This is a genomic window from Corynebacterium sp. BF-R-2, from assembly GCF_024586525.1.
Taxonomy (GTDB): domain Bacteria; phylum Actinomycetota; class Actinomycetes; order Mycobacteriales; family Mycobacteriaceae; genus Corynebacterium; species Corynebacterium singulare.
The window spans coordinates 32,188-57,072 of sequence record NZ_JAMFTP010000015.1; the positions used below are offsets into that span (position 1 = coordinate 32,188).

The 24,885-nt window shown below is 59.7% G+C and carries 25 protein-coding genes; 8 read left to right on the plus strand and 17 right to left on the minus strand.

What is annotated here, in order from left to right; all coding sequences use genetic code 11:
* Nucleotides 1-8: 8 nt before the first annotated feature.
* Nucleotides 9-3,359 carry an arabinosyltransferase domain-containing protein gene (locus M5J09_RS11385; protein ID WP_257157933.1) on the plus strand — a complete coding sequence of 1,117 codons (3,351 nt, stop codon included), beginning with the start codon at nt 9-11 and terminating at the stop codon, nt 3,357-3,359.
* 12 nt (nt 3,360-3,371) lie between these two features.
* On the opposite strand, the gene M5J09_RS11390 is transcribed toward M5J09_RS11385, so the two are convergent.
* Both M5J09_RS11390 and M5J09_RS11395 read right to left on the minus strand, forming a co-directional pair.
* Nucleotides 3,372-4,217, minus strand: a complete 846-nt coding sequence (locus tag M5J09_RS11390) for an alpha/beta hydrolase (RefSeq protein ID WP_257157934.1) — start codon at nt 4,215-4,217, stop codon at nt 3,372-3,374.
* Nucleotides 4,218-4,231: 14 nt separating this feature from the next.
* Nucleotides 4,232-6,148 carry a M13 family metallopeptidase gene (locus M5J09_RS11395; RefSeq protein ID WP_042528746.1) on the minus strand — a complete coding sequence of 639 codons (1,917 nt, stop codon included), beginning with the start codon at nt 6,146-6,148 and terminating at the stop codon, nt 4,232-4,234.
* Nucleotides 6,149-6,190: 42 nt separating this feature from the next.
* Here M5J09_RS11395 and M5J09_RS11400 point away from each other — a divergent pair, with 42 nt between their 5' ends.
* On the plus strand, nt 6,191-6,685 hold the full coding sequence (locus M5J09_RS11400) for a hypothetical protein (RefSeq protein WP_070536845.1): 495 nt from the start codon (nt 6,191-6,193) through the stop codon (nt 6,683-6,685).
* Nucleotides 6,682-7,524, plus strand: a complete 843-nt coding sequence (locus M5J09_RS11405) for a PrsW family intramembrane metalloprotease (RefSeq protein WP_042528742.1) — start codon at nt 6,682-6,684, stop codon at nt 7,522-7,524. The genes M5J09_RS11400 and M5J09_RS11405 overlap by 4 nt, the downstream gene beginning before the upstream one ends.
* 70 nt (nt 7,525-7,594) lie before the next feature.
* Here M5J09_RS11405 and M5J09_RS11410 read toward each other — a convergent pair whose 3' ends face one another.
* From M5J09_RS11410 to M5J09_RS11425, 4 genes are read right to left on the minus strand one after another with little or no spacing between them, the layout of a single operon-like run.
* Complete coding sequence (locus tag M5J09_RS11410; RefSeq protein WP_257157935.1) at nt 7,595-9,022, minus strand: MFS transporter; 1,428 nt, start codon at nt 9,020-9,022, stop codon at nt 7,595-7,597.
* Nucleotide 9,023: 1 nt separating this feature from the next.
* Complete coding sequence (locus M5J09_RS11415) at nt 9,024-9,995, minus strand: nucleoside hydrolase (protein ID WP_257157936.1); 972 nt, start codon at nt 9,993-9,995, stop codon at nt 9,024-9,026.
* Between the two features lie 13 nt (nt 9,996-10,008).
* Nucleotides 10,009-10,710 (minus strand): deoxyribose-phosphate aldolase, encoded by a 702-nt coding sequence (gene deoC / locus M5J09_RS11420; protein ID WP_257157937.1) that lies wholly within the window; start codon nt 10,708-10,710, stop codon nt 10,009-10,011.
* 25 nt (nt 10,711-10,735) lie between these two features.
* Nucleotides 10,736-11,692, minus strand: coding sequence for a ribokinase (locus M5J09_RS11425; RefSeq protein WP_257157938.1), 957 nt, complete (start codon nt 11,690-11,692; stop codon nt 10,736-10,738).
* A gap of 183 nt (nt 11,693-11,875) precedes the next feature.
* On the opposite strand from M5J09_RS11425, the gene M5J09_RS11430 reads away from it, so the two are divergent.
* A complete protein-coding gene (locus M5J09_RS11430; RefSeq protein WP_257157939.1) occupies nt 11,876-12,640 on the plus strand; it encodes a GntR family transcriptional regulator in 765 nt (254 codons plus the stop codon).
* A 190-nt stretch (nt 12,641-12,830) separates the two neighbouring features.
* Here M5J09_RS11430 and M5J09_RS11435 read toward each other — a convergent pair whose 3' ends face one another.
* From M5J09_RS11435 to M5J09_RS11475, 9 genes are all read right to left on the minus strand, one after another.
* Entirely contained in the window at nt 12,831-13,607 is a 777-nt protein-coding gene (locus M5J09_RS11435) for a hypothetical protein (protein ID WP_257157940.1), read from the minus strand.
* Between the two features lie 29 nt (nt 13,608-13,636).
* A complete protein-coding gene (locus M5J09_RS11440) occupies nt 13,637-13,945 on the minus strand; it encodes a multidrug efflux SMR transporter (protein WP_257157941.1) in 309 nt (102 codons plus the stop codon).
* Nucleotides 13,942-14,292, minus strand: a complete 351-nt coding sequence (locus M5J09_RS11445) for a multidrug efflux SMR transporter (protein ID WP_257157942.1) — start codon at nt 14,290-14,292, stop codon at nt 13,942-13,944. Before M5J09_RS11445 ends, M5J09_RS11440 begins: the two co-directional genes overlap by 4 nt.
* Nucleotides 14,293-14,307: 15 nt before the next feature.
* Nucleotides 14,308-14,616: an MGMT family protein gene (locus M5J09_RS11450; RefSeq protein ID WP_042528736.1), complete on the minus strand. Its 309-nt coding sequence runs from the start codon at nt 14,614-14,616 to the stop codon at nt 14,308-14,310.
* A gap of 10 nt (nt 14,617-14,626) precedes the next feature.
* On the minus strand, nt 14,627-15,331 hold the full coding sequence (locus M5J09_RS11455) for a VOC family protein (RefSeq protein WP_257157943.1): 705 nt from the start codon (nt 15,329-15,331) through the stop codon (nt 14,627-14,629).
* Nucleotides 15,331-15,615, minus strand: a complete 285-nt coding sequence (locus M5J09_RS11460; RefSeq protein ID WP_144790752.1) for an RNA-binding S4 domain-containing protein — start codon at nt 15,613-15,615, stop codon at nt 15,331-15,333. The genes M5J09_RS11455 and M5J09_RS11460 overlap by 1 nt, the downstream gene beginning before the upstream one ends.
* A 30-nt stretch (nt 15,616-15,645) precedes the next feature.
* Nucleotides 15,646-16,320 (minus strand): LysE family translocator, encoded by a 675-nt coding sequence (locus tag M5J09_RS11465; protein WP_257157944.1) that lies wholly within the window; start codon nt 16,318-16,320, stop codon nt 15,646-15,648.
* A gap of 80 nt (nt 16,321-16,400) precedes the next feature.
* Nucleotides 16,401-17,102, minus strand: a complete 702-nt coding sequence (locus tag M5J09_RS11470) for an SDR family oxidoreductase (protein WP_257157945.1) — start codon at nt 17,100-17,102, stop codon at nt 16,401-16,403.
* A gap of 5 nt (nt 17,103-17,107) precedes the next feature.
* On the minus strand, nt 17,108-17,653 hold the full coding sequence (locus M5J09_RS11475) for an NADPH-dependent FMN reductase (protein ID WP_257157946.1): 546 nt from the start codon (nt 17,651-17,653) through the stop codon (nt 17,108-17,110).
* Between the two features lie 172 nt (nt 17,654-17,825).
* On the opposite strand from M5J09_RS11475, the gene M5J09_RS11480 reads away from it, so the two are divergent.
* From M5J09_RS11480 to M5J09_RS11490, 3 genes are read left to right on the plus strand one after another with little or no spacing between them, the layout of a single operon-like run.
* Complete coding sequence (locus M5J09_RS11480; RefSeq protein ID WP_239181317.1) at nt 17,826-18,911, plus strand: Fic family protein; 1,086 nt, start codon at nt 17,826-17,828, stop codon at nt 18,909-18,911.
* A 23-nt stretch (nt 18,912-18,934) separates the two neighbouring features.
* On the plus strand, nt 18,935-19,549 hold the full coding sequence (locus M5J09_RS11485; RefSeq protein ID WP_257157947.1) for a sugar O-acetyltransferase: 615 nt from the start codon (nt 18,935-18,937) through the stop codon (nt 19,547-19,549).
* Nucleotides 19,542-21,758, plus strand: a complete 2,217-nt coding sequence (locus M5J09_RS11490) for an ATP-dependent RNA helicase (protein WP_257157969.1) — start codon at nt 19,542-19,544, stop codon at nt 21,756-21,758. Before M5J09_RS11485 ends, M5J09_RS11490 begins: the two co-directional genes overlap by 8 nt.
* Here M5J09_RS11490 and M5J09_RS11495 read toward each other — a convergent pair.
* Complete coding sequence (locus M5J09_RS11495; RefSeq protein ID WP_257157948.1) at nt 21,755-22,525, minus strand: TSUP family transporter; 771 nt, start codon at nt 22,523-22,525, stop codon at nt 21,755-21,757. The genes M5J09_RS11490 and M5J09_RS11495 overlap by 4 nt on opposite strands.
* On the opposite strand from M5J09_RS11495, the gene M5J09_RS11500 reads away from it, so the two are divergent.
* Nucleotides 22,524-23,600, plus strand: coding sequence for an AbrB family transcriptional regulator (locus M5J09_RS11500; RefSeq protein ID WP_042528719.1), 1,077 nt, complete (start codon nt 22,524-22,526; stop codon nt 23,598-23,600). The two genes, M5J09_RS11495 and M5J09_RS11500, sit on opposite strands and share 2 nt — an antisense overlap.
* On the opposite strand, the gene M5J09_RS11505 is transcribed toward M5J09_RS11500, so the two are convergent.
* Nucleotides 23,580-24,830 carry an ATP-binding protein gene (locus tag M5J09_RS11505; RefSeq protein WP_144790736.1) on the minus strand — a complete coding sequence of 417 codons (1,251 nt, stop codon included), beginning with the start codon at nt 24,828-24,830 and terminating at the stop codon, nt 23,580-23,582. The two genes, M5J09_RS11500 and M5J09_RS11505, sit on opposite strands and share 21 nt — an antisense overlap.
* Nucleotides 24,831-24,885 lie beyond the last annotated feature (55 nt).

Consider the following 24,885-nt stretch of genomic DNA (forward strand, 5'->3'; position numbering starts at 1 on the left):
TGATCGCCGTGTCAGATAGGAAAACCTCAGCACCGCAGTCCCTGCGGCTCACCGCCATCATCGCCGGACTCATCGGCTTCCTGTGCTTTGTAGCCACGCCACTGCTGCCGGTCAATCAGACCCAGTCCTCCTTCGACTGGCCGCAGCAGGACTCCCTGCAGTCCATCAACGCACCGCTCATCTCAGTGGCGCCGGAGGAGATTGAAGCAGAGATCCCACTGGTGGCCGTCGACAAGCTGCGCGATGGCCAGGACCTGCTCTACGGCACCATCCCGCCGGAGTCGAAGAAGGCCTCCAACCGCGGCATGTTCGTCCGTGCCGGCGAGGATGGCTTGTCGGTGACCAGCCTCGATGAAGTAGTGTTCTCCCTTACCCCGGAGCAGGTGGCCAAGCTGCCTGACGACGCCTCCCTCCGCATCGATTCCACCGAAGAGGCCACCACTGTCTCACTGGGCACGTACTCGAAGACCTCCGAGGAGGACCTGCGCCCGCAGGTCACCGGTGTCTACACCGAGATCGATAACACTCCGGAGAACCTGCAGGCGCTGGACAGCGACCTGCGCATCCACGTGGAGGTCAACTCCCGCTTCACCTCGTCACCAACAGCACTGAAGCTCATCGCCATGTGGCTGGGCTTGGCCATGGTCGTGATCAGCCTTGTATGTCTGTGGCGCATCGACCGTCTCGACGGCAAGCGCTTCGGCTTTATGCCGGAGACGTGGACGCAGATCCGCCCGCTCGACGGCGTTGTGGCCGCAGTCCTGGGCTGGTGGTACATCTTCGGCTCCAACACGTCGGACGATGGCTTCATCCTCACCATGGGCCGCGTTTCGGATCACGCGACCTATATGGCGAACTACTACCGCTGGTACGGCGTTCCTGAGGCACCGTTTGGCGCGCCCTACTATGACCTCGTCGCCTGGCTCGCGCAGCTGTCCAGCACATCTGTTGTTGTGCGCCTGCCATCGCTGATCTCCGCGCTCATCATTTGGTTTATCCTCTCCCGGGAGATGCTGCCGCGCTTTGGCGGTCGCGTCAATGACCGGCGCCTCGCGCACTGGACCGCGGCGTTAATGTTCCTGGCCTTCTGGCTGCCCTACAACAACGGCATTCGCCCCGAGCCCATCGTGGCGCTGGGCGTCATGGTGACCTGGGCTTCCTTTGAACGCGCGATTTCCACGCACCGCCTTCTGCCTGCTGCCGTGGGCACCATCGTGGCCAGCATTACCTTGGCGGCAGGCCCCACGGGCCTCACCGCCGTGGGAATCTTCCTGGTCTGCCTCCCGGCGCTCTTCCGCATCATGGGCGAGCGCGCCCCGCAGGTGGGCTGGCCGGCTCTCATTGCGCCTTTCCTCGCCAGCGGCACGGCCGTTATGGTGGCGGCCTTTGGGGACCAGACCCTGGCCAGCGTCCTCGAGTCCACACGCGTGCGCTCCCAGGTCGGCCCCTCCCTGCCGTGGTACTCCGAGTTCGTGCGCTACGCCACGCTCTTTGAGCCTTCCGTGGATGGTTCGCTCACGCGCCGCTTTGCCATGTTCACCATGATTTTCTGCTTGGCGCTCATCATTTACGCCTTCATCAAGAACCACCGCGTGGTCGGCGCGGAGGTCGGACCTACCCAGCGCCTGCTGGCCATCATGGCGCTCTCGGCTTTCTTCCTCATGTTTACCCCAACGAAGTGGACGCACCACTTCGGTATCTATGCAGGTATTGCCGGTGTCATCGCTGCACTCGGCTCCGTGGTGCTCTCCCAGATCGCCCTGCGCTCGCCCCGTGCACGCACCTTCTCCATCGCCGCGGTCATTTTCCTCATGGCTATCTCGTTGGGCGGCTGGAATGCCTGGTGGTACGTGTCCTCCTTCGGCATCCCGTGGTGGGACCGCACCGTCCAGTTCAAGGCTATTGAGGCCAATACCGTCGTCCTGGCCATCGGCATGGTGGTACTGGCGATTGGCCTGTACCAGTCACTCATCCACGATTACCGCAAGAACAAGGCCGAGGCCAACGGCACACTCGAAGACTTTGAGAAGGCGTCCGCGGCCAAGGTTTCGCGCTGGGCTGGGGCTATGTCAGCGCCGATCGCTATCGCCTGCGCCCTCATCGTGGCGTTCTCCTGCGCTTCCTTTGCCAAAGGCTATGTGGCCCAAGCAGATTCCTACTCGGTGGGCAAGGGCAACCTGGCGTCCCTGCGTGGAGACACCTGCTCACTGGCAGATTCCACCCTGGTGGAGACCAACACCAACGACGCCTTCCTCACGCCCGTCAAGGGCGAGTTCAAGGATTCACTCGTTGACAAGAAGGAAGACAACTACGGTTTCGGCCCCAACCTGATCAAGGAGGATATCGAGCCGGAGAACCTCAACTCGGCGTCGGTAGGCGCCATTGCGAACAGCACCGGGGATAGCGCCGCCACCTCCAATGAACAGAAGGAGGCCACCACCACCGGCACCGCCGAACACGAGGAGAAGGCCACCGAGGTCACCGATTCCTCCGCGGGTGGTGTGCGTGGTACCCGCGGCGTGAATGGTTCGGAGATGCACCTGCCCTTCAACTTGGATTACACGAAGGTCCCGGTCATGGGGTCCTATTCGGAATCCCAGCGCTCCACCGCCACCATCACGACACAGTGGTACAACCTGCCGGAGGAGACCGAGGACACCCCCGTTCTGGCGGTGTCCGCCGCCGGCAAGATCTACCACCATGATGTCAACGGCGTGGAGCAGGAGGGCACCGAACTCACCTTGGAGTACGGCACGCTCAAGGATGGCACGGTGACGAACAAAGGTGAAGCCGAGCTTTCCGACGTCGGCGCAACCCCCAAGTGGCGCAACCTCCGCATCGCCCGCAAGGACCTTCCTGAGGAGGCCAACGTTGTGCGCCTCGTTGCGGTTGATGATTCCACCGACGAGGACGACTGGATGGCATTTACCCCGCCGCGCGTTCCGGAGCTGGCCTCTATCAACTCGCAGTTCAATGCCGAGACCCCGGCCCTGCTGGACTGGTCGGTGGCGCTGCAGTTCCCATGCCAGCGGACCTTTGACCACTTTGCGGGCGTGACGGAGATTCCGGAGTTCCGCATTCTTCCCGACGCCGCCGCGCAGACCTCCCTGACGGACTTCCAGTCCTTCTCCGGTGGCGGTGCGATGGCCACAGCGGAGGCCGTGAACTATTCCTACGAGATCCCGAGCTACCTCACCAACGATTGGGCGCGCGACTGGGGCTCGATTGAGAAATACGAGCTGCGCACCAACTCCCTGGGCGAGGCCCCAGCGGAGGCGGAAATCGACCTCGAGGTCATCCAGCGCTCCGGGCTGTGGAAGAACTCAGAGATGAAAATTCGCCCCGAGTGGGAGCAGTAAATCTCGAGCCTCTTAGACGGCGGACCTCAAAAACTCCGCCGCCTCTGTAATGCGCTGGCGAGCTACCGCTGGGGTGGAGATGCGGTGCATCGACACGTACTCGGCTGTTTCCGCCCCGGGGATCTCCACGCGCTGAGCAATCTCGTCCTGCAGCGCGGTCTGCACAAGGATGCGCGAGTAAACACCGGGGAGCTTTTCCACGTCAATGGCGTAGTTATTGCGGATATCCTCCGGCAGCTTGGCTAGGGCGCCAAAGTCGGGGTAGGTGGCCAGGAGGGCGTCGGCAGGCACCAGCGCCGCAAGGGCCGCGCCGGAAGAATAACCCCACACCGTGACGTGCTCAGCGCCCTGGGCGCGGGCATAGTCGATGGCTTTCTGAACGGACTCGACCATCTGCGCCACGGTGTGCTCGGGCGCGAGCGGATAGTCCACATCAATGATGGTCGTGCCCGACAGCTGCGCCGCCGCGGCAACCTCAGGGCGCCACTGCATCTCCAGTGCCTGCCCATCACCGCGCCACCAGCCACCCGAATGCAGGGATACCGCCCAGCGGCTGCCGTCAGCATCGGACGGGGTAAAGACCGCGCCGACCTCAGACTCCGTGACCGTCACGCCCTCCGTGAAGGCGGTTCCGGGCAGCGAATGATCCACCGCAGAGCCCAGCACCATCATGGAGGCCTGCACGATACGGTCCGGCAGCAGTGCGCAATAGCGATCCGCCTCCGGCGAGCCACCACCGGTCCACGGTGGGCGGAAGTCCGGCAGCGGGTAGTGCACCTCCATGTAGGAGGAGAGCTGCTCCAGCTGCTGTTCCGGCGTTAGCTGGCGGTCTTGGCCGCCGATGGTCCACTCACTCATGGCCCCCAAGGGTACTACCAGATAGTGACGCGCTCCTCCGGCGCGATGCCGCCCTCCACATCGAAAGCCTCGTAGAACTCATCAATGTTGTCCGCAATAATGTTGCAGCGGAACTCCGCCGGGGAGTGCGGGTCGATGGCAAGGTACTGGGTCGCCATCTCTGGGCGGATAGCCGTGCGCCACACCCGCGCCCATGCCAGGAAGAAACGCTGCAGGCCGGTGTACTCGTGCTCCGCCAGTTCCGGCTCGGCACCCTCGGCCTCGAACGGCGCAACCTGGCCGTTGATGTCTAGGCCCTTGTCTGCGCAGTAGTTCTTGTAGGCCACCACGGCGATGCCGAGTCCGCCCAGGTCACCGATGTTCTCTCCGAGGGTAAAGCTGCCGTTCACACCCGCGGAATCGGTGCCCTCAAGCACCTTCGGCACCTTTCCCTGATACTGATCCACGAGCTTGGCGGTGAGCTTCTCAAAAGCGGCGCGGTCCTCCTCGGTCCACCAGGAATTGAGGTTGCCCTGGCCGTCATACTGCGAGCCCTGATCGTCAAAGCCGTGGCCGATTTCATGGCCGATGACCGCGCCAATCGCGCCGAAGTTCTCCGCGGCATCTGCGTCCGGGTTATAAAACGGCGGGCGCAGGATGGCGGCCGGGAAAGTGATGTCATTGACCACCGGGTTATAGAAGGCGTTGACGGTTTGCGGGGTGGAGAACCACTCATCGCGATCAGCCGGCTTGCCAATCTTGGCCAGCTCATAGTCGTGGTTCCAGGCGCTACCTGCGCGCACATTGGCCACAAGGTCCGCGCCCTTCGGCGAGAATTCCAGGTCAGAGTAGTCGCGCCACGTGTCGGGGTAGCCAATCTTGGCCTTGAACTGGGACAGCTTCTCCAACGCGCGCTCGCGAGTGGCAGGGGTCATCCACTCCAGCTGGGAGATGCGCTCGCGGTAGGCAGCCGTGAGGTAGTCCACGAGCTCATCCATCTCCGACTTCGAGGAGGGCGGGAAGTGCTTATCCACAAAGACCTTGCCAATTTCCTGGCCCACCATGTTCTCCGCCAAGCCCACGGCGCGCTTCCAGCGATCGCGCTGCTCTGTGGCGCCAGAGAGCGTGGTGCCATAGAACTCGAAGTTCTTACGGCCAATCTCCTCGGTAAGGTACGGCGCGCGGGAGAGCAGGATGTGCCACGTGGCCCACAGCTGCCAATCCGCCATACGGCCGACGGTAAACAGGCCCTCGAGGTGCTCAAAGTAGGAGGGCATCATGGCCACCACGCGGTGCTCGGGCAGGCCCCCACCGTTCAGGATGGCACGGGTAATGCTCGGCAGCTTATCGACGTCCCCCGGGTTGTACGTCTTCACCGCATCGCGGGCGGCCACCACATCCCAGTGCCCGGCCGCGATCTCCTTCTCCAGAGCCACGATGCGGGTTGCAGCTGCCTCCGCGCCGAGGCCGAAGAGGCGCGCTGGGTCAAGGAAGCCCAGCATGGTAGCCACGTGCTTTTCATAGGCATCCAGGATCTCCGCGTGGGCCTCCTCGCGGTAGTAGGCCTCATCGGGCAGACCCAGGCCAGACTGAATAATGTAGGCCACCGCCTCCTCGGAGCCGGAGTCCTTCTCCACCCAGAACGTCACCGGAGCGCCAATGCCCTCGCGCTCGAGTTTGCCCAGGTTGTGGGCCAGCTCTTCCGGGGTGGCGGCAACCAGCTTGTCTAGATCGGCGGCCAGCGGTGCGGTGCCAGCAGCGTTCACACCCTCGGTATCCATGTGGGAGGCATACAGGGTGCCGGGGCGTCCGGTGTCCTCCTTGACAATCTCGTGGACGAGCTCCTCGGCTTCGTCGCGCAGCGCGTGGAACGTGCCATCGACGGCGCGGTCATCGGGGATCACGTGGGACTCAATCCAGGGGCCATTAACAAATTGGTACAGATCCTTCATGCACTTCACTCTATGTCAGAAGCACGCGTTAATGTGGTGCCCATGACTTCCTATCGTTTCCCGCCGGCGAAGATGACAGGGCCCTTCTTCGCGGTGCTGGGCGCAACCGTCCTCGTCCTCGGTACGCCCGCAGTGCTGAGCCTGGCCCTGCCAGAACAGGAACCTGAGCTTGAAGACGTGGTGCTGGATGACCCCGACTGGCGCCAGCCCATCGACGGCCTCAAGTGCAGCGTCAACCATGATTCCATGGCCAACCAGGCGTGGGACTGTGGCGATACCTTGGTCGAGGCCTATGTGACCGAGGGCGTCGATGACGATGCTCTCGCCCTGCGCCGAGGGGTACGCGCCACATCCTTTGGACGCATGCCGGCGGAATCGGAGGTCACGGATCAGGACGGCATCCTTGTCCTTGGAACGTATGACGTCGTTCCGATCTACGCCTTCAGCGTCGCCAAAGGCGACCTCAACTATCAGATCATCTTCTCCGATGGTGAGCCCGCCGATCTCGCCGAACAGTTTATGGAGGCCTTCCGATGAGCAAGATTTTCCGAGTCACCCTGTGGATCATCATTGGCCTGTGCTTGCCGTGGTCACTGCTCAACCTAGCCGTGACCTTCTTCGTCGCGCCGCTGCCAGGCCTAGTCAGCGTGCTTATCGGCGTGGGCTTCCTCGCACTGGGCCTTTTCCTGTGGAGCCGGAGTCCGATGTGGGCGCGGCCGGGGAAAGGGTGGGCGTCGGCAAGCGTGCTGTGGGGCGCCGGCGCCGCGGTATCTCTCGCGTTACTTACCGCCACGCCACTTACCGATCTCAGCGTCGGCATCGGCTGGGAGGAGTCCATGATGTCCTGGGGCGGCGCCTATCCGGAGGAATTCGCCAAGGCCCTCGGCGTGGTTTTCGTCCTGCTGAGCTTCCGCCAGCTCAACCGCCCCTGGCACGGGTTTATCGTGGGCGCGCTCGTGGGCTGGGGCTTCGAAGTCTTAGAAAATACCCTCTACGCTTCCATGGGCGCCTTGATGCACCCCACCTCGGACTGGATTGGCATGCTGCAAATGTGGGGCCTGCGCCTCGTGGCAGGTCCGTGCCTGCACATGAGTTTTACGGCCATCGCCGGTTTCGGCATTGGCTGGGCTATCTATGCCGCCCATAAGCCCTGGTGGTGGCGCCTCGGCATCGGCGTGGGCGCGCTGTTCGTCTCCTTCTGTCTCCACTTCGCGTGGAACTACATGTGGGATGCGACCTGGCAGCTGATTACGCAGTACATCCTGGTGGCACTCATCATGTACCCGTTGGTCATCTACCTTGGCATCCGCGCCCACCGCCTTGCCAAGGCCGATGACACCTATTCACACTCGCCGGGAGCAGTGAGCCTGCAGTGAACTGTATGCAGAAGAAACCGAAGGAGAATCGAGTTAAGGTTTCAGCCGCATAAGGCGCATATAGTCATATTTAGACTACGATGTCTTCGCTAATCTTGGGTGGCATCAAGTACGAGCAGAACAAGGCAGCAACAGCGCACACCAAACCAACAAGCAAAGCAGTACGATACCCTCCGCTAACGTCGCCAGCATTAATCGACTTCGAAACAATCGAGGCCATGACACCAGTGCCGACACCAGCCCCTAGATTAAATGCGGCGGATGTAAGACCTGGGAGAACACCAGGCCGCTCTGCACTCGCATATAAGACGCCCGTCGTATTTAATGGGGTATTCGTCCCAGCGACATATGTTGCACCCATTAGGAACGATAGAGCGAAAAGCGACCACTCATGCGCAAATCCGCCAAACCACATACCCGCAATCAAAACGACCGAGCCAAGAAGACCGAGCCGCAAGACTTTCCTATAGCCGACTATTGGGGCAACCTTACCGACCAAGGGTGAAAGAGCCCAACCCAATAGCGAAAATGGCATCAAATAGAGCAAAGCCGACTTAGTACCCGACATAGCAAAACCAGCTTCATCCTGGGAGAAGGCCGGCACAATGTAGAGTAACGTTGAAAATGCCGAAGCAAGAGCAAAAAAGGTAGTTCCGAGCTGGCCCCAGGTTGTGCGGGATTTCATTTCTTGCAAACTGACCAAGGGCACCTCTGCTTTCTTTTCTTGAAAAAAGAAAGCAACGGAGAAAATGACAGCAAATACGATAAACAGAATAGTCCAGAGACTTGTCCAGCCAGTCGCTGAGAATCCTAGGGTAAGCGTCATATTTGCGCACCACAATGATCCCGTTAGCGTAAATGCTCCGACCCAATCCATGGCCCCAGCACCCTCAACCCGAGAATCAGGGACCGACAAAATCACTAAGGCAAGTGCCAGCAGGGCAACTGCAAAAATAACCCAGACGATTCCCTTATATCCCCATAAATCGACGATTACACCGCCGATTAGAGTGTCGACGCCGCCAACTCCAGCATTCATTGCCGCAATGATGCCGACGTACAATCCATATTTCTTAGGATCTAGCATAGCGTGTAGCGTAAGGTTACTTAATGCAAAGGTTGCCCCTACGAAGCCCTGTAGAGCACGACCAACGATTAGAGCAAAAGGGCTGGTCGCAAGTAGAACAATCACTGTTCCAGCCAACATGACCGCGACCGACAAAATGAGGATCTTCTTTCTGCCCACTAAGTCCGAAAATGGTGGCAAGAAAATCGCCAAAGCAGCGGCCACAGAGAGAAATATGGTGGAGCTCCAACCCACTACACCAACGTTGGTCCCGAGCTCGTCCGCCATATCAGTAACAGCCGGCGACAACATCGTTGCATTTAACTGAAAACTCGCTACCACCAATATCAAGGAAATCAGAACCAAAACAGGGCTGGCTGACTTCCCCCGCACATCATCGACGACAGTGCGAACGTGAGTTGTGGTCTCCATGTCACTGCACCCAAGTTTTCTGATTCGGCTTCGTTTCCGTCGACAGTATCTGATCGACGAGAGAGAAAAACGCCTCGTGGTCTACTTTTTCAATAACAGTTGCGTTGGGCGCCAATTCAAACTTAGACCAAGCCATAGAGGAATACCCTCTAGTCAATTGTGAACCAGTTTCGACATCAACACGGTAAAGGTTCGATTCGAGCACGATTTCCGGATGTAAAAGTGTCGCCAAAGTCATCGAATCAGGGTGGGTCGATCCATCGATCCCTACCGACTCATTGAAGGCTAGGGTCGTATCGCAGACAGCCTTGAAGAAACTTGCAACCGGAGTGTTGAAGTTTGCTTTGCTATCGTAGACCTGACGCGTGATGGTTGCATCCTTGAGCGTTACCGGATCCCAAGGAAGTATGACGATATCCTCAAATCCGGCATTCAGGACGATACTTGCAGCTTCTGGGTCAACATAAAAGTTGAATTCTGCGCAAGACGTTATGTTCCCTCTGCCATTATTCGAACCACCCATAATGTACAGAGATTTAACATTTTGGACGAAGCTTCGATCTTTAACAACTGCTGTTGCGATATTCGTCAACGGCCCGATTGCAACAATTGATACTTCGCCCGGTTGCTCGGATGTAATTCGAAGAAGTGCATCGACAGCATGCTCATCCTGGACTCGGCAATTTGAAAAATCCATGGTCAAGCCTCCAGTGCCATCGCCGTGGACATTCTCAGCAGATGCCCAGGGCTGCAACATAGGACGAGAGCACCCGACATGAATTGGCACTTCATTTAGTTTTCCAGCGCAATTGAGCGTCAAATGAGCGTTTCGAATTTGCTGCTTGAACCCTACGTTACCTGCAACCATTGTTATTGCTTCGAGCGAAGCATCTCCATCCAAAAGACCAAGCAGAAGGGCTACGCAATCATCTTGCGCCGTATCAGTGTCCAATATGAAAGACTTTTTACCCATTTGAGACTCTCTCTCAGTAACTAGTTGCACCATTTTCGTTCCCGCTCACAATTGCAATGGAATTTGAGGATCCTACAAGGTCGGCGCCTGCTTTCAGAAGCTCAAGCGCATGCTCAAATGTTGAGATTCCACCCGATCCCTTGACCTGAACTCCCTCAGGGGCAAGCGATTTTAGAAACTTAATCGATTCAACGCTGGCCTTTTCAACAGCGCCAGAGGAAGCGTTTTTCAGCACCTTGGCTCCTGCCTCGACCGCCAGTTCCACAGCAACCTTTCGCTCGTCGAGTGATAGCAGGGGAAGTTCAAGCATTACTTTCACTGGAACACCCGCAGATACGACACCAGCAATGTCGTTTCGAAACTTGGTGTATTCTTTATCCTTCAGCCACCCAATTTGCACACCAATGTCAATTTGAGTAGCGCCCAGACGAACCAATTCTTCAGCCTCTGCCGCCTTACCCCGCGAAGTCATCACACCGGTAGTAGGGAAATCCAAGGCTGACGCAATTTCGATGCCAGTGCCACGCAGCACCTCGGCCGTAATCGGCACACATGAACCAGCCACCATTGCTGCATCGAAACCATACTTTGCTGCTTCTTCTGCATGCTGGATCGACTGTTCCCTAGTCGTTCCAATTCCAATTTTTGTGTGCTGAATGTATGGTGCAAGTTGTTCTGGCTTAGTAATCATTTTAGGGGCGATAATTTCGGACATGTTTTCCTCCTAGTGCTTTTCGGATTTACTTGTGGTTGGTTTTTGGAGCTTCAACTCCGTACCGTCGTTTCAGCTGGTCTTTGGTGGGAAGTGCCGTAATCACCCCCTCCTTTTCAACAGTGAATGCACCATTGTGTACTGCGAACTTTGCCGCTTCTTTAGCACTCACCCCCGCCAACATGGCTGTAGCAAGTGCACCGTTGAAAGAGTCGCCTGCGCCGGTCGTATCTACTACACGCTCTGGCTCAACCGGGAAAATTGTTGTCGCTTCTCCCTTCAATTCGGACGTTGCAACGAGACAACCTTGCCCTCCATTCGTCATCACCACGTCTATGTCGAATGCTTCGCTGACCCTCCCAGCTAGCACGCTCGAAGGCAGGTCTTTACTTACACGTGCAGGATCGAAGTCCCTAAGTAGCTGTACGGCTTCAGTACGATTTGGGGTAACCACATCGATATTTTTCCAATCTTCCGCCGAAAGCTTGGGCGCAGGCGCCGGATTAAGAATCACCAAACATCCGTGTTTCCGCCCCATTTCGATGGCCGATCGCACAGCTTCCAAAGGAATTTCACATGATACGAGCACACAATCCGCTTCCCGGAACGCTTCTTCGTGTTGGCGCACATGGCCAGCGCTGTAATCAGCAAGAACACCATCGGCAATAATAATCCGATTTTCTCCTGAACTATCAGTTATGACGCAACCCATCATGGTTGAACCATTTAGCTGATCTACGTGAATGCTTTCTATGCCCTCCTTTTGCCACATTTTCTTCGCTTGCTCAGCAAATTTGTCCGACCCTAGGGCAGTCATCAGCCCTACTGAAGCCCCTAAACGCGAGGCTGCAACAGCCTGATTAGATCCCTTTCCGCCGTGCTCTTCACTCATACGGGCTCCACTAACTGTTTCACCATCGGCCGGAGCACGTTTGGTGAAGAAGCTCAACCCAATGCCATACCCTCCTACTACCAGAAGTTTCATAGCCATTCCTTTTTGTCACCAGTAGAGACTAATGCGCCGCACATCACACCGAGCGATGGATAAGCTTTGCGCCACTTGCAACCCTACCAATAAATAGACATCCATGGACATCTTTTCCAATTTTTTGAGTTTGCGCACGTAGTTTATAGTTGTTCTGTCGACAGCAAACGAAAGATTTGTCCCTTGGAAACCCCAGACTTCTTCCCTAACAAAAGCGAGCCCCAGCCGCTTCACATCCAAGTTTCAGACTTCATGCGCACGAAAATTGCTTCAGGCCATTGGAGCCCAGGCACGAAGCTTCCGTCAGAGCCAGCCCTTGCAATTGAACTAGGGATCGCTCGAGGCACTCTACGACGCGCAGTAGATGATCTAGCTTCAGAAGGCATCTTGTCTCGAGTGCACGGGCGCGGAACTTTCGTTTCCAATCCGCCAATCGAGACTTCAATGACTACAGCCTTCGGGACGATTGCAGACGAACTCCGTGAACAAAACATCGATTTCACCACTTCAACTATTTCCCACAAAATTGTGACACTAAGTTCCGAAGAGTGGCTGGCAAAATTTAGCCTTAAAGAACCAATTACTGCATTGCAATTACAAAGAGTCCGCAGCGACAACGAAGGGCCTATTGCATATCTCGAGAATACGGTACTTATTGGAGAAAAAGGAGTAGACCCCGAGATTTCCGATTACAACTTCGACAAAATTGCCCTTTTTGACAAGATGGAAGATCTACTCGGATCCCGCCTTGGCAAAGGGGAGCGCTTGTTGTCAGCCGTCAATGCAAGCTCCCGAATAGCTAGCTTACTGAAAGTTCCTCAGAACACTGCACTTCTCCACATGGAACAACGAACTTACACCGCAACAAATTCCACAACTCCCGTAGAATTCTCTTCGGTACATATTAATTCGTCCCGAATGAGAGTCAAAGCATTTGTTTCTAGATAAAATATAATATCGCAGTAAATTTTTAATCTTTAAATTCTAGCGTTATACGTAAGTTCCATATCCCAACACTATCAAATTCTTTTGGTTGTCCTTCTTGAATATTCTTCGAAGATTCTCCAAATTTTAGCGATCGATATTGTTCATCCCCAGATATCGCTCGGTATTTCAGTCACAAAATCCTCTGACAACCCTATGACGAAAAATTCATCATAGACCTTAGCTCCTCGTAGGCTCGATCGCGCAGGTCCTGCGGCGTCGGCGCGGCTGGTGGCGCGGGCACCTGGGGTGCTGCGGGCAGGACCTCGACGGCCCCAAGGACATCCGCGGTGAGGTCGGCTGGGGAGCCATAGGTGTTCGCCGCCACGGTATAGCCCGGGCCAAAGGAAGCGGTGGCATGCACCTGGCGGTCATCCGACCAGCCAAACTTCGTCCCCAGAATGCCGGGTATCTGCGCGGTGCCGAAATCTTGGCGGTAACCATCGGCCGCTGCGGGCGCTGCCGTGGCCATGCCCTTCATAATGGGAGCGGCAGCCGGATCCGTTGAAATAACGCCCACGAAGTGCGCGAGATCCTCTGTTGACGTCGTGGTCTGACCCCAGTAGCCGTTGTGGTGGGTCTCTCCCAGGTGATACTCCGCGATGATGGACGGGATAGCCTGCGGATATTTCCGCTCCAGGTCACCCGCAGTGGCATCTTCGGAGAAGCGAATCATGTTCTCCACGCGGGCTTTGTCCTCCGGCGCACCGTATTTGAGCACCCACGTGCCCAGGTACAACTTCACCAGGCTCAAGGCTGGGCGTGACTCGTGGCTGTTGGGCGTGGAGACGACGTTGCCGTCGGCATAGCGCACGGTCATCTGCGTGCGCGGCGGAACCTTGTTTGGGTCAAAGGTCATGCCCTGGGCTGCTGGCGCAGCAGCGAGGGTGGCGGTGAGGGCGAGCGCGAAAGCTCCAGTTTTTGTCAACACACGTCACAGCCTAGTCCTCGCCACAGCGTTTACCCCATGTCCACAAGGAGTACTCCCCCAATAATCAGCGCCACGCCCAGTCCTTTGAGCCACGTAAACGGCTCGCGGAACAGCGCATAGGAGGCCAGCGCGGTGAGCGCGACGCCGGATGCGGTCCAGATGCCATAGGCCACGCCGAGCGGCATGCCCGCGCGCAGCGCGAGCGACAAGAAAGCATAAGAGGACACGTACGCCACCACGACCCACGCAATCCACGCCTTGTGGCCGTGCACGGCCAGCATGCGCAAACCCAGCGTTCCTGCTACTTCGATGAGGATGGCAAGAGCAAGCCAGGTCACGGCGTCACCTCCGTCAGCTCTGTCTTCTGCTCACGCCCACCCATCTCCACGCAGGCCACGCCAGCGATGATGCAGCCCATGCCCACCAGCATGAGCGGCGTGAGCTGCTCGCCGAAGAAGAGCGCGGACAGCCCCGCAGTGAGGACCACACCCGTGGCACCCCAGATGCCATAGGCCGCGCCCACATGCATGCCGCAGCGCAGCACCTGGTGCAGCGAAGAAAAGGCCACGATATAGCCCACCACCACGACGCCGTAGACCACCGGGTGCTCCAGCGCTACTTTGAGACACAGCGTCGCGGTGACCTCGCTGAGGATGGCGACGGTGAGGAAAAACCAGGCGCGCATCACGTGTCCTTTCACTTATGGGGCATGCTTGCCGACGTCCCCCAGATCCCCCGCATCCAGCCCACACTCCGCCAGCACTACACGATTTCCGTTGTGTGGAATCCCCTCCGCATCCCAGTGGTCCTGGGCAGCAGAAGAGTGGGTACGGCCTGTGCTGTTGACCACGCGCCACCAGGGCAGGTCAGCTCCCTTCGACATCACCCACCCCACATAGCGTGCGCCCACGCCAGCCACCTTGGCAATTTCACCGTAGGTGGAGACGTTGCCGGGCGGGATGCGGCGCACGACTGCCCGCACATCATCCACGCGCGTGTCGGTGCTCATTTGTTGTTCTTTAGATCTCGATGGGCTCATCGGGGGCGTCTTCCACCTCGCACAAGGTGGCGGTCGCGCCTGTTGAATCCGCGATGAGGCACAGGCGGCCGAAGGGAGACTCATAAGGCTCACGAATAACCTCGCCGCCGTTGTCCACAACGGCCTTCGCCGCCTGGTCGACGTCCCTCACTCCCAGGTAGGTCTGCCAGAAGCTGGGCAAGCCCTCGGCCTTCCAGAACCCAGCAAAGGCAGCACCTTCCTCCTCCGCGAGGGCGTACTCCTCGTCGCCGCGGATGTCCCAGTCGAAGAGCTCGCCGTAGAAGTCCAAGGCGGAACGGAAGTTTTCAGAGACTGCCAGCTCATGCCACACCGGGGTGCCCGGCTCGCCGCCGGCAACGAAGCGATCGAGTTCCGGCTGCACCAGGCCGAACATGGCGCCGGTGTTATCCAGCACAAGGGCCAGCGGCGCGCCCAGCGCCAAGATCTTTCCACCGAGCTTCTCCACTCGGGCACAATCGGCCTCCAGATCGCGGGAGAGGAAGTACGTAGCCCACGTGTCCTGACCAGGAACAATCTCCGCAATGGGCAGGCCTTGCAGGCGGGCGATGCCCTCCTCAAACTCCCAGCCCAACACGGCCGAGTAGAACTTCTCCGAAGCCTTCACATCGGAGGAGGCCAGAGTAATCCAGTAGGGCATTCCCACTTCTGCTTCAAAAGCTGGCATTAGAGGTTCCTCCACTTCTCCGGGTCGAAGTCATCGTCTGCCGTGGCTTCGTCAAAGTAGTCATCGTCGTCGTCCTCGGCGGCGACGCGGGCGCAGGTGTCAGCGACACAGATGACGTCGCCAAGCGCGAGCGTGGCCCCGCGCTGTGTGACAACCTCGCCGTTGACCGTAACCTGGCCTTGCTCGATGAGCTCTTTGGCTTCACCCCCGGTAGCGACCAAGGAGGCCAGCTTGAGGAACTGGCCGAGCTTGATGGATTCTCCCCTAATTGAGACGTCTAGCATGCCGCCCAGCATACCCAGCCACAAGTGCGCTTAGAGAGCCAGGACCCCGCGAATGCCCTCAGCCAAAATGATCACACCAAGCAGCGCGAACACCACGCCACTGAAGATATCTACATTAGCTGAGTTCTTCGACATCCACTTCGACACCGCACGGGTGCACAGCGCGACGCCGACAAAAATCATGAGGCTTTCAACGATAAGCACGGAGCCCACCAAGGCGTTGGCGCCGAATCCCATGCCGGGGTCAATAAAATTGGCAAAGATAGCGCCGAAGAAAATGACCACCTTGGGGTTAGAGAGATCACTGACCAAGCCCATGCGGTACGCGGTACCTAGTTTGATGATCCCGTCCGGGGTAAATCCGCGCGGCTGTGGGGCGCTCTTTTCGGTGCCCACCACAGTCGCCGGCGCCCGACGCTCCTTAATGCCACCGCTAATGGCAGAAGAAGCCATCCACAGCAGATAGCCACCACCAGCAACCTGCAGTGCTACGAGGATGACAGGATGCGTCGAAATCAGCGCAGTCAACCCCGCCAGCGAGGCCACCGTCCACACCACCAAGCCTGTCGTACTGCCAATGGCTGCCCATACGGCAGCGCGCGTGGAACGCGCACCTAAACGAATTATCTGCACCACATCCGGTCCCGGCGAGGCCATCGCCGCGAACCACACACCCATCAAGGCCACTAGGGCGCTGAGAGCCACTTAACACCCCCACGTTCACATGCGTTGATATTTACGCACGTCAGTGTAGGAAGCATCTCACCTGCAGCGAAACAGATAATTTAACTTTGCGTGCGCGGCTTAATCGTCATGGTGTCAATGTTGACATGTTCCGGCAGGGACGCCACCCAGCGCACAGCCTCGGCGATGTCCTCCGCGGTGAGATTAAGTTCGCCATCGTAGACGGCCTCCGCGCGCGCTTGGTCACCGCGGAAGCGGTTGAGGGAGAACTCCTCCGTGGCTACGCGTCCGGGGTCAAGCTCGGTAACGCGGACGCCATGCTCCTCAATGCGCAGCGCACGAGAAATCACGCGCACGCCATGCTTCGCGGCGTTGTAACCGGAGCCGCCTTCATAGACGTTCCAGCCGGCGACAGAGCCCATGTTGATAATGAGGCCACCCTCCAGCTTGGGCATAAGCGCCTGAATCATGCGCACGGTGCCGAGGACGTTCACCTCGTACATCCACTGCCAATCCTCGATGGTGGTCTCCACGAGGGGCTCTAGGCCCTTCGCGCCGCCGGCGTTGTTGACCAGCAGGTCCACGCGGTCCAGATGGGAGGCGAACTCCGCGACGGACTCGTCCGAGGTCACGTCCAGCGCATAGGCCTCACCGCCGATGTCCTTGGCTAGGGCTTCAAGGCGATCCACGCGGCGCGCGCCGACGATGACATGCCAACCATCGGCAGCCAATGCTCTTGCCGACGCCTCCCCAATCCCCGACGATGCCCCTGTTACGACCGCGACGCGTGCTGTATCTGCCATGCGTTTTAGGATAGGGCTTCTTCCAGCTCGGCGCAGATGTTTGCCACGATCTCAGACTTGAAATCAGCCGGGGTGAACTCGCCCTCCGTCATATCGGTGGCGAGTGAGATGTCGAGCTGGGTGCGCAGCTGCGTCATGGAGAAATTCGCCATGACAAGACGCCAGGCCTCCACCGCACGGATGCCGCCGCTGAAGCTGTAGCCCACGTACGCAATCGGCTTGGCTACCCACTCGGCACCCAGGGAATCAACCGCGTTCTTGAACGCACCCGGCACGGAATGGTTGTACTCCGGGGTGACAAAGATATACGCGTCGCAGGCATCAATCGCATCGGACCAGGCCTGCACCTTCTCGTCCTCGTAGTTCTTGTTAGCCGCCATCGGAATGACCGAGGTGGTGAGGACTGGGACATCGAAGGCCTTGAGGTCAATGAGCTCATACTCCACGCCACTCACGCCACGGCCCTGGGCCAGGTCAGCGACCCACTGAGCGATGGCCTGCCCGGCGCGGTCGTCGCGGGTAGAACCAAGAATGATGCCGATTTTTGCCATGTCAGTGAGCCTTTCCGCCCTCAAGGTGTGCCCCCACTAGGTAGTGGGCACGTCAACGTTTGTTCTGCCACGAGCGTACGCGGATATGTCGACGCAATCGACACGTCACCGGGATATGTTTAAAATTTCGAAAAAAATCGACATATCCACCAAACATGTCTATTCTTTTGCCATGGCAACCTACAGTCCAGAAATTCCCTACAACGAGCTTCCGCCCCTCCCGCCTGCAGACGTCGTGGAAACTGTCCCTGTGCTCAAGGCCATCATCGACGCCAAAGAAAAGCTCGCTGAACTGCGTACCGCGTGCCAACTCATCCCGAATCCGGAGATCATCACCTCCACGATCCCGCTGCGCGAGGCGCGCGCTTCCTCCGAGATCGAAAACATCGTCACCACTAACGACGAGCTCTTTCGTGCAGCGTGGCAGGTCGATACCGAGCCCTCCCCTGCCACGAAGGAGGCTCTCCGCTATAACTCCGCGTTACATGCAGGCTTGTCCTCGTTATCGCAGCGTCCTCTATCGGAAAAGACAGCGAAGATTGTCTGTAGCACGCTCTTAGATACCCAGGCCGAGGTGCGTTCCCTGCCTGGAACTTTCATCGGTAACCCCGTTACGCAGCAGCGGCTTTACACGCCTCCCGAAGGCAAGGAAATTATCGAAGGTCACCTCGCGGCATGGGAGGACTATATCTATTCCAGCCATAACGTGGATTCGCTAGTGAAAATGGCGCTCCTTCACTATCAATTCGAGGCAATCCATCCCTTCTACGATGGCAACGGACGCACCGGCCGGATCCTCAATGTCCTCCATCTCATCCAAGAGAAACTCCTTGAACTTCCAGTCTTGTATTTGTCCGGTTATATCGTCGGCAATAAGGCTGAGTACTATCGCTACCTCAATGCCGTGACGGCTGAGGGAGCGTGGGAGGACTGGCTCCTTTTCATGATCCATGGCGTGTACGCGGCGGCGGACGACGCTTCCTCGATGATCACCCAACTCCGTGCCATCCAGGAGAACACCGCACATGAAATACGCGCTGCGGGTGTCATTAGCCAGCCACACGAGATGGCTGAACTAATCCTCATCAAGCCTTACGTCCGCATCTCGGACGTGGTGGAGATGGGCGTCGTCAAGCGCCAAACCGCCAGCGCATGGTTAGCCCACTTGGTTGACCTGGGAATTTTGGAAGAGATTCAGCAGGGCCGCGGGAAAGTGTTCATTCACCGCGCCGCCCTTGAAGTTCTCACCCGCGAGTAGGGCAAAACAATAGGATGGTGAGCATGACTCACCCTGATACCGGATCCTTTGAACGCATGGCCAGCGGGCAGTGTTTCATGCCAGGCGTTAATGAGGAGGTCCGCGCGGAGCACCAACGCGGCTTTCGCTTGGTCAAGGAGCTCAACGAGTTGCAGAACACCGACCATGAACGCGCGAAGGAGATCCTGCGCGCGCTGCTCTCGCCCGAGTCTGAAATTCCCGGCCTCCATGCACCGCTCAACCTGGAGTTTGGTCGCAACGTCACGGTGGGCCGCGGCGTGTTCATCAATTTTGGCGCCACCATCCTGGCCCAGGCACCGATCAGCCTGGGGGATCGCGTCATGATAGGGCCGAATTGCTCGCTCATTACCGTCGGCCACCCCGTGGATGACCACCGCCGGCGCGAGGAGGGCTGGGAGATTGCCAAGCCGATTAGCGTCGGGCGCAACACGTGGTTCGGCGCGAATGTCACGGTGCTGCCGGGTGTCACCATCGGTGAGGACTGCGTCGTGGGCGCGAATACGCTGGTGACCACGGATATTCCGGACAAGTCGCTGGTGCTGGGCTCCCCGGGGCGCGTGGTGCGCACGCTCGAGAACAACGAGGATGCGTGGGAGCGTAAAGACCTCGATGTTTGATCTCGCCACCATTGGCCGCGGCCTGCCGGTTCTGGAAACCATCGATTCACTTCCTTCCGAGGGCCACGTCGTGGTCCAGGCCCCGCCGGGTACGGGTAAGACCACCCTCGTTCCGCCGGCCCTGGCCAACCAGGTACACGGCACCGTGCTCGTCACCGCGCCGCGCCGCGTGGCGGTGCGTGCGGCGGCCAACCGCCTTCAGGAGCTCTCCGGCCAGCGCATCGGCTATGCGGTGCGCGGGGATTCCCGCAAAGGCCAGGACGTCGAGTTCGTCACGCCCGGCGTGCTGCTGCGCCGCCTCCTGCGTGATCCGGAGCTCGAGGGCGTTGCCGCCGTGGCTATCGACGAGGTCCACGAGCGCCAGCTCGATACCGACCTCGTCCTCGGCATGTGTCTCGAGTTGTCGCAGCTGCGCGAGGACTTCCGCGTCATCGCCATGTCCGCGACTGTCGACGCCGCCCGTTTCTCCCAACTCATGGGCGGTGCTCCCATTCACTCCACCGAGGCTGTCACCTACCCGCTCGACATCACGTATGAACCATTGCCCGGCCGGGCGGCGGGGGATAGAGAATTCTATCGAGGCGTGGCAGACATCGCGGCGAGGCAGCACGAGTCCACCCTCGTCTTCGTGCCCGGCGTGCGCGAGGTGAACCTCGTCTGTGAGGCGCTCGCCGGCCACAACGCTTATCCCCTGCACGGCCGTCAGACCACCCAAGAGCAGGACGCCGCGCTCTACACCACCGAGCAGCGCATTGTCGTCGCGACCTCCATCGCGGAGTCCTCGCTCACCGTGCCGGGCGTGCGCACCGTCATCGATGCTGGTCTTTCGCGCGTGCCCAAGCGCGATGCGCAGCGCGGGATGAGTGGGTTGGTGACGGTGTCGACGTCGAAAAGCAGCGCGGATCAGCGCGCCGGCCGTGCCGGACGTGAGGCGCCCGGCACCGTCATCCGCTGCTACTCACAAGACGATTACCAGCACTTTTCCCCGCACGTTACCCCGGAGATCCTCTCCGCTGACCTCACGCAGGCAGCACTTTTTATGGACTGCTGGGGCGCGGGCCCGGACTTCCCCCTCCTGGATCCCCCTCCCGCCGCCGCGCTTGCCGACGCCCACCGCACCCTCTCCTCCCTCCACGCCACCGAAGAGCTGGCGCTGCTGCCGACGCACCCACGCTGGGGAGCCGCGCTTCTCCAGCACGGTGCTGGTGCGGCCAGCACGATTGCGCGCCTGGATGATTCCGATCCGAAGCGCCTCGCGCACCTCGTGCCCAACAAGGGTCCGGTGGACCCAGGCGTGGTCGTGGCCACGGCCTTCCCCGAGTTCGTGGCCAAACGTGTGGCGGAAAAGGAGTACCTTCTGGCCAGCGGTACTCGCGCCCGGCTTCTCGATTCCGCTGACGCACGGGGGCTTCGCGGCCACGAGTGGCTCGCCGTGGCCGAGGTCTCGTTGTCCAATGCCGGAAATGCCATTATCCGCGCGGCCGAGCCTATCGCGGAACAAGACGCCCTCGACATCGTTGGCGTCACCGAGGAGACCCGCGCTTTCCTCGACGGCTCCAAGGTCCGCGGCGTGCGCGTGCGCGCGGCGGGCGCCATCGTGCTTTCTGAAACCCCGGTGAAGGTTTCCGGCGACGAAGCCGTGGCGGCGCTGCGCAACTCCGGCCAGGGCCTCGAGCTGTTTGAGTTCAGCGACAAAGCCCAGAACCTGCGCGATCGCCTGCGCCACCTGCGGGCGGCCTATGGTGAGCCGTGGCCGGACGTCGATAGTGACAGTGCCAGCTTGGAGTGGCTCGAACCGGAGCTGCGCCAGCTGGCCGCAGGAAAGAAGCCCGACATGTACCCCGCCCTGCAGCGCCTCCTGCCCTGGCCGGAGGCCAGCCGCCTCGACGAGCTCGCCCCTGAGCGCCTGCCTGTGCCCTCGGGCCGCGATGCGCGCATCGACTGGTCGGGCGAGCGCCCCGTGGTGTCCATCAAACTGCAGGAATGCTTCGGCCTGGCGGAATCCCCCGGATACTGCGGCCACCGCGTGCAATTCCACCTGCTCTCTCCCGCCGGCCGTCCCCTCGCCGTCACCGATGACCTCGCCAGCTTCTGGGCCGGGCCCTATGCCGGCGTGCGCGCCGACATGCGTGGGCGCTACCCCAAGCACCCGTGGCCGGAGAACCCGTGGAACGCGGTGGCCACGGCGAAAACGAAGAACCGGCTCTAACCCCACTGCTGCCAAGCCAAGTACACGCTCATCACCACGACGAGTGTGAGCAGCGCGTAGCGGATGAGCTTCGCGCCGCCTCCCAACACCGTGTGGGCGCCGACCTGCGCGCCCACGATATTGGCCACCGCCAGCACGACAGCCAGCGCCCACTCCACGTGGCCACCCGCAATAAAGACCACGAGCGCACCGACGTTGGTGCACGTGTTGACCACCTTCGCCATCGCCGCGGAGGTGAGGAAGTTCCGGGAGAAGATGGCGGTAAACGCCATGATGAGGAACATGCCGGTGCCGGGGCCGAAGATGCCGTCATAGAAGGCGATGGCCGCCACGGCCCCGAGTGCTGCCCACGTGCGCCAGCCGCCGCGCCGGCCTTCCCCATCGCCGCTACCGAACTCGGGACGAAACGCCACGAAAATACCCACTGCCACCATGAGAACGATGATGAGCGGGCGCATGACGTCCTTGTCCATGAGCGCGGCTGCCACAGCACCCAGCCCGGAGCACAGCAGCGCGAGCAAGCCCAACCGGATGAGTTCACCTTTCGGCGGGCGCACTTTCTTGACCAAGGTATAAGCCGCCGACGCCGTTCCCGACACCGCCGCCACCTTGTTTGTCGCCAGCGCCGTCGCCGGCGCAAGCTGGGGTGCCACCGCCATGATGAGCGGGATAAGCACGAGCCCGCCGCCGCCAATCACGGCGTCAACCCAGCCGGCCACGCCCGCGCCGATGGTGAGAATGGCCCAACCGCTCAATCCAAAGTCCATGGCCACTATTAAACTCGACGGCATGTCTATGCGTGCACGGTGGTTCATTGTTGCCCCGGGGTCTGCAGCCCTCGGGGCGCTGTTCAGCTACGTGCACGTCCCCGCGGCGTGGATCCTGGGCGCCATCGTGGTCTCCGGAGCCATGGCCCTGACCACGGGCACCGAGCTCACCGTCAATGACCGCTTCTACGCCATGGCCCGCGGTTTCATCGGAATGATGGCCGGCATTCCGCTGACCCTCGTGCCTGCCTCCACGCTCCTCGGCTTCGTGCCGGCGGCAGTGACAATGTCCCTCATCACCGTGCTCATCGGCGTCAGCGGTGGCGTGCTCCTGCACCGCGCACAGCCCAAGGACATTTCCTGGGAGACGGGTATTTTGTCCATGCTGCCCGGCGGGGCCTCGCTCATGCCGGCCCTGGCCAGCGAGCTCGGGGCGGACTATCGCTACGTGGCGCTGACCCAGTACCTGCGACTGCTGGCGGTGTCGGTGTCCCTGCCGCTGGTGGTCTCGCTTCTCGACGCCCCCGCTGGCCACGGTGTCGACATGAGCATCGAGGGCGAGGTCACCTGGTGGATTGTGCTGCTCACCATCGCCATCGCGATCCTCGGAGAGCGCCTGGGCAAGCTCGTCCGCCTGCCCGCTTCCGCGGTGTTGGGCCCGCTGATTCTGACCGTGCTTGTCTCCCAGATCCTGCCTGCCGGGCACACCTTGGAACCGCTTTTTGTGTTCAAGATTATGGCGTTCATGTCCATCGGCTGGGTCTGCGGCGGCGGGCTCTCCGTGCCGGCGCTGCGGTCCTTTGCCAAGCAGCTTCCCGCCACGATCCTCTTCATCGTCGTGGTCATCGGCGTCTGCGCGCTCACCGCGCTGCCGCTGACCGCGTGGCTGCACATCACCTACTTCGAGGCTTACCTCGCCACCTCGCCCGGCGCGCTGGAAACCGTCCTCGCTCTGTCCGCGGAGGGCGGCGCCGGCCCCGCCGTCGTGGCGGTGCAGATCATCCGGCTCATCATCGTCCTCGTCGTGGCCGGCTACTTGCCGCAGATCCTGGGCCTATTCCGCAAGCGCCGCTAGTGGAACTACCCACACTCCATCGGATCGTTGGAAAGCCGGGCCGCTAGGAATCACCACGATGAGAGCGGACGGTGGCGAGGACACCTTCTTTGCCACTCTTAACAAATGTGCCGCCGCTGCATCGACCTCGTTGTGAGAAAGCTTTGCTTCAAATCCCACCCACGAACCGTCCCGGAGTTCCACTATCGCGTCAATCTCCTCGCGCCCCTTCATATCCCTCAAGTGGAATACTCCGCGTGCCCTTAATGCTTGCGCATAAACGCGCAGATCGTGCACTAGTTGCGCCTCAAAGAGAATCCCCAAGGTCTCTAAATCACCAAGCAGTTTTTCTGGCCCAACCGCCAACAATGCAGCTGCCAAACCAGGATCCGCGAGCTGACGCTTCGGCATTTGAACCATAGTCGTCTTAGATCGCGTCCTCGGCGACCACGCAGGTTGGTCTTCAACTAGGAACAGGCGTGTAGCAAAATCATGAATAACGTTGACAGTTTCTGCTGCCGGCATGGCGGCAGCACTGCTGAGTTCGCCAATGCGTTTGCGAATCGCTGCAGCGGTGGCCGGTTGGGCAACTAGCCCCGCATACGCGCGAAGAAAAGACTGGAAGCGGCGCGGATCGCGGCGCGGACCGCCAAGCTCTGGGTAATCGTGCTCGCTCATCTCCGTGATATAGGATTCCATCGCCTCTTGGGCATCTAGAGGATCAAGGCCGAAAAACTCCGGGAAGCCACCGGCAACAATCCAGCGGGCATAGTCTTCCACAGTGGCGTCTGTCCCAGCGGTAGGATTCTGACTGCCATTAATGATCGCGCCCAGTGATACGCGTTCAGCCAAATCTCCTCGCTCTGCCAAGCTCAACGTACGCAACTGGATCGAGCGAATACGCCCAGCCCCCGAATGCCGAGCGGCATCGTCCTCAGGCGTCGAAGAACCCGTGAGGAGGAACTGCCCCTTTTCCCGCGACTCATCGACCGCATGGCGCACTTCGTTCCACATTGCAGGAACAACCTGCCATTCATCGATTAGTCGCGGCCGTGAGCCTTGAATCCCCAAAGCCGGTTGCATGCGCGCAAGGTTTGCTTCTGGAGTGTCACGGTCAAGTTGGATGACAGACTTAGCAAACTGGCGCGCCGTCGAAGTTTTTCCGCTCGCACGAGGGCCTTTCAGGAAGAGAGCTCCGGCGACGCGAAGCCCTCTCTCGACTTCGGCATCAACGATTCGGGGAAGGTACATGCCGAGTAGTTTATCCAAAAGATGGATAAATTACAGAGCCACTAGTGGATAAATC